Here is a 14035-nt window from a genome sequence, read left to right on the forward strand (position 1 = left end):
CCGGGGCCTTTCTGGTGTTTGGAACTTAAATATCCTCAAAGAACTGTTCACTTTTTCATTTCAACTATATAGCCATAGCCGGGCGCGTTCTTACACAGACAAGTCCTTTTGTGCCGATTGCCGATTCATAGAAAAGAGCGAGAAATTGATAGGAAAGAGTATCTTACCAATTGTTTCTAAAAAGCGGATCGGGCCTAAAATCTTTTTGTGTTTTAAATCTTTTTCGATATTGACATAAATTGGAATTAAATGTAATCTTATTTTTACTAACATTTTCTTTCTGTAGAAGGAAAACCATGAGTGTGCCGAACAATAAAAAGCTTTCCATTTTGTAAAAACAAATTAATAGCAGGCCGAGAAAACTGGAAAAAAGATATGCAGAAGTCACTCGAACAATTTGAATCGACAATAGCGTACAGGGTTCTTCTGAAAGGCGAAAATACAAGGGAGCACTTGCTTTATCTAACTGCATATGCCAATACTGCCAATGGGAAGAGAGGTACAACCAGATGCCGGATTTCATTTATGAGGTAAAGGATCATTTGGCACGCATTACCATGAACCGCCCGGAGCATCTCAATTGTTTCAGTGAGGAGATGATTCAACTCTGGACAGCTGCACTGGAGGATATCCGTGATCGGGATGATATTTACGTCGTCCTTCTGTCGGGAAACGGCAAGGCGTTTTGCGCAGGGGGAGATGTAAAGGCCATGGCGGCCGGGGAAGGCTTCTTCGAGAGTAATGACGATATTACTTCCACTGCGCTTGCCCGAAAAAACGTTCTTTGGAGGGGGATTCAGCGCATCCCGCTGATTCTGGAGGAAATCGACAAACCGGTTATCGCGAAGATTCATGGTTCTGCTGTGGGGGCAGGATTGGATATGGCCCTGATGTGCGACATCCGCATTGCTTCGGAAAGCGCGTCGTTTTCAGAAAGTTATTTCAACGTTGGAATCGTGCCTGGCGACGGCGGCGCCTACTTTTTGCCGCGCCTAGTGGGGCGGGACAAAGCGCTTGATCTGTTTTTGACGGCACGGGTGCTGAAGGGCGCTGAAGCGGAAAGAATCGGCCTTGTTACACATGTTGTGCCCGATGACCAGCTGGATGACTATGTTGAACAGTATATTCAGAGGCTGATGGATGCGCCGCAGCAGGCCATGCGGCTGACAAAACGCGCGATTGACCAGAGCGAGCAGAGCACGCTGCGCTCCTCACTGGATTTGGTATCTTCCTTCATGGGGATTGTGACCGAGCTGGATAATTACCGCACGCGGACGGCTGCTCTGGTGGAGCGCCTGAATCAAAAGTCCAGCAAAAAATAATTATCGATTTGTAAGACAATGTATTGTACTTATAGCGAAGAACCCGGCTTGCACTGTTGCGCAGGTCGGGTTTTTCGTCGTCGGGTAGAAGCAAGAGCAGATTACGAACAAATCCGCTCTTACTTTAAACTTTGAAACAAATATACAAAAAGGGAGCCTTTGCAAAAAAACATCACCTATGATAGGAACGATCATTTGGGAATACACAATCCCGCCCCTGTTCATATCATTTTTTTCAAATGGACTGAAATAATTAGTATCGGTGTCATAATCGGACTCACCGAAAAATAAATATTCTTTTTCAAATATTTTTTTATAAAATTTCATATATTTATTAAAAAAATATGGAGGAGAGAATTTTGGAACGAAAAGAAAACGGAAAAAACGATTTGTACTACATATTCCTATGGGGCGCTTTGTGGGGGATATTTGAAGCTACGGTGGGATATTTACTGCATTTGATATCATTTAGTATGAGCTGGCTCGTATGGTACCCTGTCGCGTGCTTTTTTATGGCGAACGTATACCGCGTCACCAACAAAATATCCTCGATTATATGGGTAGGAATCTTATGCTCGTCAATCAAACTGCTGAACCTGATGCTGCCGGGGCGTATCGATAAAGTCATCAATCCGGCTATTTCTATTGTTTTTGAAGCTCTGGCAATGGCTGCAATCATTTATGTGTTCCAGAGAATGAAAAGTAGAAAATCGAGCAATATCATTCAAAACGCGGGTATGATTCTTCTCATGAACACCGGCTGGCGGTTATTGTACACCGTATATTTGCTGTTTATCGTTCCTGACTGGATACGCGAAGTTTCAGTAGTGGCCGATACAGGGAAATTCATCACGTTCTTTGTGGTGCAAAACCTGATGACAAGTATTTTGATTACAATCGGATACTACTTTAGAAGTTTCCTTTTCAAACCCATCCGACTGATTGAAAAAAAGATAGATTCTTCTTCAAACCGCATTCCTCTCCGTCTAAGGCCCGTGATTAGAAGCAGTACCATTTGTATATTGCTTGCTGCAAACATCGCTCTTGATTTATTCCTTTGAAAAAAACTCCATCCAAATTGGATGGAGTTTTTTTATCCCGTATTTTATACGACAGGAGTCCGGGCAATCTCGGTATTGTCTTTTGTAGTGTCTGTCAGCCCTTGAACAGGGTTCGGCTTGGATTCCGCGCGGTAATCGACGTTGAATTTGTTTTGATGCTGTACAATCACGTTGTGGCTTGCTACCGCATTCACATCGCTGTTTACGCGATTCTGGTAAATGAAAAACTCGTGATTCTGCTGGAGCTGATCAACAGGTACAAAATTTTCTCTGTTTGCGGTCAGGCAAATCTGGTCCTTCAGCACCTGCCGGACATAGTCCCTGGTATCGTGAAACTGTAGGAGCTTCGGGAATTCTCCGCCGGGAATGACTTGCTGCCAGTCTTTCTTTTCATATTGATTTAACAGCTCCACCGCCTTGTGCAGATGCGAGATTTCCTGCTCCAGATGAAGCTCCCATATCGATTTGACATTGGGGTCCAGTTCATCCTGATAGAAAGAATAGTACAGGTAACATTCCGTGTATTCATGCAGCAGCAGGTTTTCAAGCCAAGTGGCGTTCGGGTCGAGCAACGAGCCATATTGGCTGACATGCTGTTCCTCGATCATTGCAATTTCCAAATAAAGCTGCCGGCCCAAATCATTGTAATAGGTGTTGCCGACATTCATATAAAAGTTCATGGTCTGCTGCTCGCCGGCCGTAATGATCAGCGTGTTCAGCATCGTGCGGATATCCGCCGTTTTAAAGTCGACAGGATGCTTGACGGATTCATACGGGAACCGGTGTTCAGCGATTGTCGGGCGCCCCGGGGTGATATCCACATAACTTTTCACCAGCTGCTGGGCGGGTATCTGGGAATCCAGATCAAGAAGATTGGAGTAGCGGTATAAGTGGTCAAAATCTTCTAAAAGGGCAAAGTCCAGGGCTTGTTTTACGTAGCTGTTCGGCTCATTTTGTGCCAGCCATGCAGTCAAATCGACAGCGACATGCTCATACCCGATGGTCGTTTCCAGTTGTGTCTCATCGATCGGCTTGAGCCAGTTGATGCGTTTTTGCTGCTGCTGCTCCACACGGCGGGACAGAGCCAATTCGCGCCGCAAATCATTATTGGGACAGTTTCGGTGGAATTGATGCTTGAACAATGCGGCTTCTACTTCAATTCCATTCATCAGTATGATGCGAACCTTCGTATAGGGGTCGACTGTCATTTTGTTATAGGGCGTCGGGTACACAGAGGACCAGTTAAGAATGCCGTCTGCAACATTACCAGGCTTTTGTTGAAAGGGGTTCATCGTTTCAATCCTTCTTTCTTTTGTCTTTCCTACATTTTTTCTATAATTTTTGGAAATATACGATTAAGAAAGATCAAACTGATACAAAGTTGGTGTGATATGGTTACGTCCATCGGAAAAAGCATACAGCGTAAGGATGCGTGGGAGAAGGTCACCGGTTTCGCCCAATATACGGATGATTTTCCCACTACGGGGGTGCTTTGCGCCAGACTGCTCACAAGCCCATATGGACATGCCCGTATTCTGAAGATCGATACGGCCAAGGCTTCGGCGGTCAAAGGGGTAAAATCGATCCTGACGGGTGACGATTTTAAGGAATTGCACGGCCCTTTGCTCTTGGATCGTCCCGCCCTGGCGCAGAATGTGGTGAGATATGCCGGGGAACCGGTCGCCCTTGTGGTCGCACAGGAGGAATCCGTCGCAGAGCGTGCGGTTCGGCTGATCGAAGTGGAATATGAACCTCTTCCGGTTTTATTAACGCCTTCCGAGTCTTTGTCGCAAGGCGCTGTTTTGATTCATGAAAAAGTAACCGGATATAAAAGAATGCTGACGGATATCTACCCCGAAGAAGGAACCAATATCGCCAGCCGTTACCATATACAGAAGGGCAATGCCGCGGAAGCATTGAAAAAATGTGAATATATCGTCCAAAAGCAATTCTCTTTGCCGCCTTCCGACCACCTCGCAATGGAGGTGCGTACGGCGCGCGCGGAAATCAGTTCAGACGGCCAGGTGCAGATCATGACGTCCTCTCAGTCACCCTATGCGGTGCGTCAGCAGATATCGGGCGCATTCATGATACCTGCCGGGCAGATACAGGTGACAGTCCCCTTTATCGGCGGCGGGTTTGGGGGAAAATCTGCCGTCATGTTGGAAATACTGGCGTTTTTGGCTTCCAAAAGTGTAGGGGGCAAGGCGGTTCGCCTGATCATCACACGGGAGCAGGATATGGCCGCTCCGCCGAGCCGGATCGGGCTGGAGGCAGATATTACAATCGGCGCGGACAAAGATGGGAAGATCCAGGCGGCTCAGATGATCTTCCGCCTGGACTGCGGTGCATATACCGATATTTCGCCGTATATGGCAAAGGCCATTGCGGCAGACTGCACCGGTCCTTATCATATGGAACATGTGTTGTGCGATTCCCTGTGCGTGTATACCAATCATACTTATGCAACCGCTTACCGAAGCTTTGCGCACGAATCCTACACCTTCTGCATGGAGCGGGTGATCGATCTTTTGGCAAAGCGTTGTGGGTGGGACCCCCTGGAGTTCCGTTACCGCAACGCGATTCACGCAGGCAGCACCACCCCCACGCAGGTACCGTATACCGAAAGCCTGATCGGCGATTTGAGAAAATGCCTCAGTAGGGCAAGGCAGCTCTCGTTATGGGATGCCGGGAGCAGAACCGCAATCAAGCAGAATACGGTGAAAGCAAAGGGAATCGCCTGCTTTTGGAAGACCGAAAATCCCCCTACCGATGCTATTTCGGGGGCCACCGTCACCTTTAACACAGATGGGAGTGTCAATCTGGTTACCGGGGTTGTCGAGATGGGTTCCAATGGCCAGACCCATCTGGCTCAGATCCTCGCGGAAAAATTGGGTATCCCCTGCGAAAAGGTACACGTGGTGCTGAGCGTTGATACCCGTGCAGCTCCGGAGCATTGGAAAACGGTGGCGAGCCTGACCGAATATATGGCCGGGAAGGCTGTTTTGCGTGCTGCCGACGATCTGCTGCAGCAGCTTCGAAGCAACGGGTCACAGGTCTTTGGCTGCCCGATTTCAGACATCGAGGTGTCTCACGGGCGCGTTTATTCCATTCGGAATCCGGAGCGCTTCATCGAGTTCAAGGATATTGCGCAGGGGTATCAGGCGCCTGACGGAACGTCGATCGGCGAGCCGGTGCTGGGGAGGGGCGGAATGATGCTCAAGGGCCTCAGCATGCTCGATCCCCAAACGGGGAAAGGGAAAACGGGGCCTGCGTGGACGCTCGGCGCTCAGGTGGTGGAGGTCGAAGCAGACATCACGACCTTCAGCTATCGTATCCTCTCCGCTTTAACTGTGATGGATGTCGGGAAAGTAATCAATCCGGAATCGATGCGCTCCATGGTAGCGGGCGGAATGGCAATGGGAATGAGCATGGCAAGCCGGGAAGCCGCTTCTTATGACAGTCAGGGGGTACCGCAGGCACCGACTCTGCGCACCTATAAGCTGATGCATATTGGGCAGGAGCCGGATTATCAGGTGGACTTTGTGGAAACGCCGCAGGACGATTCCCCCTATGGAATGCGCAGCTATGCCGAACATGGGCTTATTGCCATTCCGGCCGCGCTTGGGAACGCTCTGTCCAATGCGTTCGGGATAGAAGAGGTAACGCTGCCGCTGACTCCGGAAAATATATGGAAAGCATCACAGAAGGAGAAACCATGATTCCATTTGATTTTGTTTATTGTCGGCCCGATACGCTGAACGAAGTGACAGACACATTCAAACGGTATCAAAACGAAAATAAAAAGGCCATTTGCTATGGCGGCGGGTCTGAAATCATTACGATGTGCCGGGTAAGCAGCATTCATCCCGACGTGGTCGTCGATATCAAAAACATTCCCGAATGCAGGGTTTTAGAAAAAGACAATTTCTTTTTGAATATCGGGGCGGCCTGCACGCTCAACCAGATCAAGGAATCAAAGCTGTTTCCGCTGCTGGGGCTTGCCTGCGGCCGGATCGCGGATCACACCAATCAATGCAGAATCACGTTGGGCGGGAATCTGTGCGGTACCATTATTTATCGTGAGACGAGCCTGCCGCTGCTGTTATCCGACGCAGAGGTGACCACCAGCGGGCTGGATGGAATTCGGCGGGTTCCTTTTCAGAACATCTTTGACGGCAGAGTCCGGCTAAAGGAAGGGGAATGGATCGTACAGGTGCATATTCCCGTGTGGGCACTGCAGGCGCGTCATGCCCATATCAAAAAGACCACGCAGGAAAAAATCGATTATCCGCTGGTCAATGTCACCGCGATCTGGAAGGATGACGTCCTGCGTACGGCGTTTTCCGGAATCTGCTCCCGGCCTTTCCGCAGCAGTCAGATAGAGGCTGTGCTGAACGATCATGGGCTCTCGCCCGAGATTCGCGCGGAAAAAGCGGCTGAATTATTGCCGGAGCCGCCTTATCATGACGTGGAAGGCTCGAGTGAGTACCGGGCCTTTGTATTCAGGAACACATTGTGCGAGTTGTTGGAGGCATGGCAGAATGATAGAGCTTGAGGGAAAAACAGTCATATCGCTCAATGTAAACGGGGATTCTCACGAGGTAATGGTGAGACCCTCCGACATCCTGCTGGATGTATTAAGGGAACAGCTCGGGCTGACCAGTGCGAAGGCCGGGTGCAAAAACGGCGACTGCGGCGCCTGCACGGTGATGGTCGACGGCTGGCCGGCAAAATCCTGTCTTATGCTGGCGGTGGAGGCTCAGGATAAAAAAATCATCACAGTAGAGGGGCTCGGCGGCAAAGCGGCCGTACAAAAAGCCTTCGTGGAGGCAAACGCATTTCAGTGCGGGTACTGCACCTCCGGGTTTTTAATGGTGTGTCATGCGTTGATGACGCAGCACCCTGTCATGCCGGACGAAATTGTCATAGAAGAATGGCTGCAGTCCAACCTGTGCCGCTGTACCAGTTATCAGGAGATCAGAAAAGCGGTTCATTTGATGTATGATTCTTTGCAGGCCGCTGACGTTTGAATCAGGCGTGCCACTTTCCCTACCCGCAAGCTGTTTTGATAGCGGCAAGGGACAGGAAAGAGCGGCATAAGACGAGATTTTCCGTTACTACACGATTCTGATACAAGTTTGGGGGATGCTTTGAGTATGCCAATTCATGAGGAGATGCTGAGTATCACGTATGCCTGGGCAATCGGGCTGGGAATTGTGGTGGGCACGATTGCGCGCGCCATTACGCTGGTGGTGGATTACCGTCAGACGCCAACTTACCCTGACGGCCAGTTTATCCATCTGTTTGCCGGGTTTATTGCCGCTGCGCTGGGGGCCGTCGCCATCCCCGCGCTGCTGGAAAAGGATTACGCGGCCTTTACTTTTCTGGCATTGGCGGTGCAGCATTTTCGGGATATCCGCAAAATGGAGCAGGAGAGTTTAGATAACTTGGAGCTTTCCGGATATGCCCGCCGCGGGGACGCGTATATCGACGGGATTTCAAAAACCTATGAGGCGCGAAACTACATTTCGATGATTTCCTCCATGATCGCATCCTCTGTTGTGCTGTTGATGGAGAGTCTGCCGCGCGCTCTTGCGGTGATCACGGCCGCCGCGCTGGGGATGCTGTCGGTATTTTTGCTCAAGCGGTTTACGCGCGGAAAACGGGTGGGGGATATCTGTGTCGTTCAGCAGGGGAAGATTCAGATACAGGGCTCCAAATTATTTGTCGACGATGTTTACGTTACCGGTGCGGCAGGCTCGCCTGTAGCGCGGGAATTATTTCTCCAACAGGGACTGGGCGTTGTGATTACCCCCAAAAAAGAGCAGTTTCGCGCCACGTTGGAAAACGCCGGGCAGCGGCAGGCCATTTTGTATGAGGCGGCCAGCACCCTGGGTGTCAAGACGTATCAGTATGTCAAGCGCAGCGTGGAGCAGGATAAGATGGTGATCGCTTTGGTGCCGGTTGACCGCGATATCGGGCGGATGATAGCGGCGATCCAAAATACGCCCGTGTTGGAAAACAGCCGCAAGGTACGAAGGATCATGTCCCGTTAGAGATCAGGAAAGGAATGAGGAAAATGACAAACGACCCGCAGATTCTGGTGTACTTTACAAATCAGCCGGATCAAATTGTCGGCGGGGACCCGCTGTGCCTGCACATTCAGGATCAGGAGCAGCGCGAGCAGATGATTGTGGAAATGGCCAGGTTATTTGAAGCCGGTGTGGTTCATCTTCCGAACGGCGACGCAATGATTGTAATGGGATTATGATCGAAAGGAAAAGGTTGGCAAAAAACAATTTGACATTTTTCGCTCTCCGTTTTATTCTGTGAATGGGGTGAATGAAATGAAACAGGAATTAGAAGTGTTCTTTGACTATGCCTGCCCTTATTGCCTTCGGGCGCACGAGTATTTAACGGAGCTTATGCCGCAGTATCCTGACGTCAGCGTCGTTTGGCGCCCCTGCGAAGCACACCCCAGGCCTGACCGATACGGCCTGCACAGCGACCTGTGTATACAGGGCTACTTCTTCGCTCGGGAAAACGGGGTCGATGTTTTGGCGTACCATGCTCGCATGTATCGGGCGGCTTTGAAAGATCGTATCGATATTGAGAGCATCGATGTGCTCACTGATTCCGTGCGCGATCTCGTCGATGCGGACGCTTTCCGGCTGGCGCTGCAGCAGGGGACTTACCAAAAGGCGCTGGCAGAATCGAATCAGCTTGCGTTTGAGCGCTCCGGTGTGTGGGTCGTGCCGGCTTACCGGATGGAAGGCCGAAAGATAGATTCCGTTGAAAACGTCGGTGTTTCCAAGGAACAGCTCCGGCGCTTTCTGGATCAGGCAAATGGGTGAAATCCATGCGTGCGCGCAATGGAAGATTCACTTAGAACAAAAAGGGAATTCTGTTTTTACGTTCAAAAGACAGAATCTTGTTCCTATAGAACGGTTCCCTTTTGATTCGCTTTTTTCTTGACAAATACAAAACAAGTGATATGATAAATGTAATTGAATAATAATCTTCAGGGCAGGGTGCGATTCCCTACCGGTGGTAAAGCCCACGAGCCGCAAGGCATGATTCGGTGTAACTCCGAAGCCGACAGTATAGTCTGGATGAAAGAAGATAAATGGATACAGGATAACTGTGTGTATGAAATTTTGCTCTGGAATAGTTTTATTCCAGAGTTTTTTTATTTCATCATCGGTTACTCTCTGTGCCGCGGAAATGCCCTGAACGATTTTGTTCAGGGCATTTCTGTTTTTGGAGGTGTGATATGACGGATACGGAATACATGAGCCTGGCCGTCGAACTTGCAAAGAAGGGCTGTGGATGGGTGAATCCCAATCCGATGGTGGGCGCGGTGATTGTAAGGGACGGTCAGATCATCGGGCAGGGGTATCACGAAAAGTACGGATCGCTCCATGCGGAACGAAACGCGCTTGCGAGCTGTGAATCCCCTCCGGCCGGCGCCACGATCTATGTGACCCTTGAGCCGTGCTGCCACTACGGCAAAACGCCGCCTTGTACCGACGCCATTCTGGAAAGTGGCATTCGCCGGGTGGTGATCGGGTCCCGCGACCCCAATCCGCAGGTTTCGGGGAAGGGGATTGCGATTCTGCGCTCCCACGGAATCGAGGTGACGGAAAACAGATTAAAAGACGAATGCGACGCGCTCAACCAGAGCTTCTTTCACTACATTCAAAAAGGGACGCCTTATGTGGTAATGAAGTACGCGATGACGCTGGATGGGAAAATCGCCACACATCAGGGTAAATCCCAATGGATTACCGGGGAAGCGGCGCGCCGGCGCGTTCATGAAGACCGGCACCGGTATTCTGCCATCATGGTGGGTGTCGGCACTGTTCTCGCGGATGATCCCCTCCTGACCTGCCGGATGGAAAACAGCAGAAATCCCCTGCGGATCATTTGCGATACCAGTCTGCGAACACCGCTGCAGGCGAGGCTCATCACATCGACAGCGGTAGCCGGTACGCTCCTTGCCACAGCGGTAACCGACCGTGAAAAGCACCGGCCTTATCTGGAAGCCGGCTGCGACATTGCGGTGATTTCCGAAAAAGATGGCCGCATTGATTTAAACTGCCTGATGCGGGTACTGGGTGAAAGAAAAATCGATAGCATTTTGCTCGAGGGCGGCGGAACCTTGAACTGGTCTGCGCTGCAAAGCGGGATCGTGAACAGGGTTCAGGCTTACATTGCCCCTAAGCTGTTTGGCGGCAGCGCAAAAACGCCGGTGGCGGGCCACGGGGTCGATTCCCCGCAGGAGGCCTTCCGGCTGGGCAAGCCGACGATCATGCAGATCGGCGAAGATATTTTATGGGAAAGCGAGGTGCTTACATGTTCACAGGAATCATAGAAGAGGTCGGCAAAGTACAGAGCATCCGCAAGGGCAGGGATTCCGCCGCCGTCTCGATTGGCGCAAGAATGATTCTGGAGGGGATTCGCCTTGGGGACAGCATCGCGGTCAACGGCGTCTGCCTTACCGTCACCTCTTTTTCTCAAAGCGGCTTTACCGCCGATGTGATGCACGAAACCCTGACCCGTTCTTCTCTGGGGAGCCTGCGTGCGGGAAGTCCCGTCAATCTGGAACGGGCGATGCCCGCAAACGGCAGGTTCGGCGGGCATATTGTCTCGGGGCATATCGACGGCACCGGAACGATTTCCGCCATAACAAAGGACGATAACGCCGTTTGGTACACCGTGAAAACGGGCCCCCCTATTCTAAGGTACATCATTGAAAAAGGCTCGGTTGCCCTCGACGGGGTCAGCCTGACGGTGGCCAAAGTTCATAACGATGGGTTCAGCGTATCCATCATACCGCATACCGCGGCACAGACCATTCTGTCTGAAAAACGCATCGGCGACATCGTCAACCTGGAAAACGACTGTATTGCAAAATATGTGGAGCGGCTTCTGGGTCCCCAGTCGCCAAAGACGGCGATCACGACAGAATTTCTTGCAAAACACGGCTTTTAAGGAGGAAATAACATGTTGGAGTATAGCACCATTGAAGAGGCTCTGGAAGAGCTTCGGCAGGGCAGAATCATTCTGGTTACCGATGATGAGGACCGCGAAAACGAGGGCGATTTTATTTGCGCCGCCGAGTTTGCCACTACGGAAAACGTGAACTTTATGGCGGTGCACGGCAAGGGCCTTATTTGTATGCCCATGAGCAAAGCGCTTTGCCAAAAGCTGCAGTTCCCCCAGATGGTCAGCGACAATAAAGATAACCATGAAACGGCGTTCACGGTTTCTGTCGACCACACGAGCACCACCACCGGGATTTCGGCCGCCGAGCGCAGCATCACCGCCATGAAATGCGTGGAGGAAAATGCAAAGCCGGAGGATTTCCGCCGCCCCGGCCATATGTTCCCGCTGACGGCAAAGAAAAACGGCGTTCTGGAGCGGAATGGGCACACCGAAGCCACGGTGGATTTGATGCGGCTGGCCGGTTTGAAGGAATGCGGCCTGTGCTGTGAAATCATGCGGGAAGACGGAACCATGATGCGTACGCCGGAGCTGATGGAGCTGGCGGAAAAATGGGGCCTTAAAATGATCACCATCAAAGCCCTGCAGGAATACCGCAAAAGAAATGACAAGCTGGTTGAGCAGGTTGCCTGTGCATCTCTCCCCACAAAGTACGGTGATTTCAGAATTTACGGATACATCAACAAGCTGAATGGTGAACACCATGTGGCGCTGGTAAAAGGGGAAATCGGCGACGGCAGGAACCTTTTGTGCCGTGTGCATTCCGAGTGCCTGACCGGCGACGCGTTCGGCTCTGAGCGCTGCGACTGCGGCCAGCAGTTCGCGGCGGCCATGGCGCAGATCGAGAAGGAAGGCCGCGGCATTCTGCTCTATATGCGTCAGGAGGGCCGCGGGATCGGGCTGATCAACAAGCTGCGCGCTTATGCGCTCCAGGATCAGGGGATGGATACGCTGGAGGCGAATCTTGCGCTGGGGTTTTCAGGGGATTTGCGGGAGTATTTCATCGGCGCGCAGATTCTGCGTGACCTTGGGGCGAAGACCCTGCGCCTGCTCACCAATAATCCGGATAAGGTCTATCAGCTTTCCGGCTTCGGGATGGAGATCGTACAGCGCGTTCCAATCCGGATGGATGCTACCGCACACGATCTGTTCTACCTGAAAACGAAGCAGGAAAAAATGGGCCATCTTTTGAATTTTTGATATTGAAATAAAGGAGAGTCAGGTATGAAAACATTTGAAGGAAAACTCGTATCCAAGAACATTCGCATCGGCATTGTCGCTGCCCGTTTCAATGAGTTTATCACAAGCAAGCTCTTGAGCGGTGCGCTGGATGGACTGAAACGCCATGAGGTCGGGGAGGGCAATATTGACATCGCCTGGGTTCCCGGAGCTTTTGAAATTCCGCTGATCGCCTCTAAGATGGCCAAAAGCGCGAAGTATGATGCCGTCATCTGCCTTGGCGCGGTCATCCGCGGCAGCACAAGCCACTACGACTATGTGTGCAGCGAGGTGTCGAAGGGGATCGCCCATGTATCCCTGCACAGCGACATTCCCGTCATGTTCGGTGTGCTGACCACGGAAAATATTGAGCAGGCCATAGAACGGGCAGGTACAAAAGCGGGCAACAAAGGCTTTGACTGCGCCGTCGGCGCGATTGAAATGGTCAACCTGATTCGTGAAATCGAAGCGTAAAGCAAAACCAACTGGAACAGACCCATTCTGTTTGAATCAAAAAATAAAAAAGGGCAGATGCTTTGCTTTTTTCATATTAGTAATCTTCCGCTTTGGAATCCCCAGAGGATAAAAAGTGAGCGCTTTTGGAATAGATCTCTATTGTTTCAGTCAATTCGTCGCAGGCAAAAGACAGATTCAACCATTGCGTTTGGACTGCACGGCAGAATACAATGATTGGCTGGCAAGAATTTATCATGAAATAAAAAATTATTTGCGAATAAACAAATAATTTCTGGATTTTGGATAAGACTAAAAGCGTACTTTGATTTCAAAGGAGATTATTAGGATGAATACAAATGACAATTTAGAAAACACAAAGAAGCTCAATCAGCAGTCCCGCCAGAATGCGTCCAGCCAGAGTTCGTCCGGCCAGAACTCTTCCAGCGTGAGCAGCATGAATTCTAAGGCTGAGCAGGAAGCCCGCCAGCTGAACCAGCAGTCCCATCAGGGTTCGTCCGGCCAGAGCTCTTCCAGCGTGAGCAGCATGAATTCCAAGGCTGAGCAGGAAGCTCGTCAGCTGAACCAGCAGTCTCACCAGAGTTCGTCCGGCCAGAGCTCTTCCAGCGTGAACAGCATGAATTCTGCGGCTGAGCAGGAAGCTCGTCAGCTGAACCAGCAGTCCCACCAGAATGCGTCCAGCCAGAGCACTCCCAGTGTGAGCAGCATGAATTCTCAGGCTGAGCAGGAAGCCCGCAAGTTAAACCAGCAGTCCCATCAGGGCACATCCAACTGAATATTTTATGAAATGCCCCTGTCCGTATTCAAGCATTACGGACAGGGGCATTTCTATTTGTAAAACAGCCGACGACGATAAAGGCGGAGCCCAAAGCCTTCGCGGCAAAAAGGGCAAAAAAACTCCTTTTGATGCTTCCGGCAGCTGCAGGGAAACATCAAAAGGAGGATATTCAA

General features: G+C 50.8%; 14 protein-coding genes and 1 riboswitch. Of the genes, 13 read left to right on the forward strand and 1 reads right to left on the reverse strand.

The genetic code is table 11. The features are described from left to right. Window positions 1-509: 509 nt before the first annotated feature. Window positions 510-1322 carry an enoyl-CoA hydratase/isomerase family protein gene (locus TY09_RS11745; RefSeq protein WP_042434619.1) on the forward strand — a complete coding sequence of 271 codons (813 nt, stop codon included), beginning with the start codon at window positions 510-512 and terminating at the stop codon, window positions 1320-1322. Window positions 1323-1681: 359 nt separating this feature from the next. Beyond that, the gene (locus tag TY09_RS11750) at window positions 1682-2383 is read left to right on the forward strand and encodes a hypothetical protein (protein WP_042434622.1); all 702 of its coding nucleotides are present in this window, start codon (window positions 1682-1684) and stop codon (window positions 2381-2383) included. A 44-nt stretch (window positions 2384-2427) separates the two neighbouring features. Here the strand turns inward: TY09_RS11750 and TY09_RS11755 are convergent, their stop codons facing one another. Beyond that, complete coding sequence (locus tag TY09_RS11755; protein ID WP_042434624.1) at window positions 2428-3675, reverse strand: hypothetical protein; 1248 nt, start codon at window positions 3673-3675, stop codon at window positions 2428-2430. Between the two features lie 99 nt (window positions 3676-3774). On the opposite strand from TY09_RS11755, the gene TY09_RS11760 reads away from it, so the two are divergent. The 11 genes from TY09_RS11760 (at window position 3775) to TY09_RS18355 (ending at window position 13859) form a co-directional block, all read left to right on the forward strand. Beyond that, window positions 3775-6105, forward strand: coding sequence for a xanthine dehydrogenase family protein molybdopterin-binding subunit (locus tag TY09_RS11760; protein ID WP_042434625.1), 2331 nt, complete (start codon window positions 3775-3777; stop codon window positions 6103-6105). Continuing rightward, a complete protein-coding gene (locus tag TY09_RS11765; protein WP_042434627.1) occupies window positions 6102-6941 on the forward strand; it encodes an FAD binding domain-containing protein in 840 nt (279 codons plus the stop codon). The genes TY09_RS11760 and TY09_RS11765 overlap by 4 nt, the downstream gene beginning before the upstream one ends. Next, a complete protein-coding gene (locus TY09_RS11770) occupies window positions 6928-7416 on the forward strand; it encodes a (2Fe-2S)-binding protein (protein WP_042434630.1) in 489 nt (162 codons plus the stop codon). Before TY09_RS11765 ends, TY09_RS11770 begins: the two co-directional genes overlap by 14 nt. 126 nt (window positions 7417-7542) lie before the next feature. Next, a complete protein-coding gene (locus tag TY09_RS11775) occupies window positions 7543-8442 on the forward strand; it encodes a YIEGIA domain-containing protein (RefSeq protein WP_081759660.1) in 900 nt (299 codons plus the stop codon). A 23-nt stretch (window positions 8443-8465) separates the two neighbouring features. Next, a complete protein-coding gene (locus TY09_RS11780; protein WP_042434634.1) occupies window positions 8466-8657 on the forward strand; it encodes a capping complex subunit for YIEGIA in 192 nt (63 codons plus the stop codon). Window positions 8658-8733: 76 nt separating this feature from the next. Beyond that, the gene (locus TY09_RS11785; protein ID WP_042434637.1) at window positions 8734-9240 is read left to right on the forward strand and encodes a DsbA family protein; all 507 of its coding nucleotides are present in this window, start codon (window positions 8734-8736) and stop codon (window positions 9238-9240) included. Window positions 9241-9399: 159 nt separating this feature from the next. Continuing rightward, window positions 9400-9514: riboswitch (FMN riboswitch) on the forward strand. Between the two features lie 145 nt (window positions 9515-9659). After that, complete coding sequence (gene ribD / locus TY09_RS11790) at window positions 9660-10760, forward strand: bifunctional diaminohydroxyphosphoribosylaminopyrimidine deaminase/5-amino-6-(5-phosphoribosylamino)uracil reductase RibD (protein ID WP_042434639.1); 1101 nt, start codon at window positions 9660-9662, stop codon at window positions 10758-10760. Next, the gene (locus TY09_RS11795; protein WP_042434642.1) at window positions 10742-11380 is read left to right on the forward strand and encodes a riboflavin synthase; all 639 of its coding nucleotides are present in this window, start codon (window positions 10742-10744) and stop codon (window positions 11378-11380) included. The genes ribD and TY09_RS11795 overlap by 19 nt, the downstream gene beginning before the upstream one ends. Before the next feature lie 12 nt (window positions 11381-11392). Next, entirely contained in the window at window positions 11393-12592 is a 1200-nt protein-coding gene (locus TY09_RS11800) for a bifunctional 3,4-dihydroxy-2-butanone-4-phosphate synthase/GTP cyclohydrolase II (protein ID WP_042434645.1), read from the forward strand. A gap of 24 nt (window positions 12593-12616) precedes the next feature. Beyond that, window positions 12617-13084 (forward strand): 6,7-dimethyl-8-ribityllumazine synthase, encoded by a 468-nt coding sequence (gene ribH / locus TY09_RS11805; RefSeq protein WP_042434648.1) that lies wholly within the window; start codon window positions 12617-12619, stop codon window positions 13082-13084. A 328-nt stretch (window positions 13085-13412) separates the two neighbouring features. Continuing rightward, the gene (locus TY09_RS18355; RefSeq protein ID WP_052335632.1) at window positions 13413-13859 is read left to right on the forward strand and encodes a hypothetical protein; all 447 of its coding nucleotides are present in this window, start codon (window positions 13413-13415) and stop codon (window positions 13857-13859) included. The last annotated feature ends 176 nt before the right edge of the window (window positions 13860-14035 follow it).

This window comes from Faecalispora jeddahensis, from assembly GCF_000577335.1.
GTDB lineage: Bacteria > Bacillota > Clostridia > Oscillospirales > Acutalibacteraceae > Faecalispora > Faecalispora jeddahensis.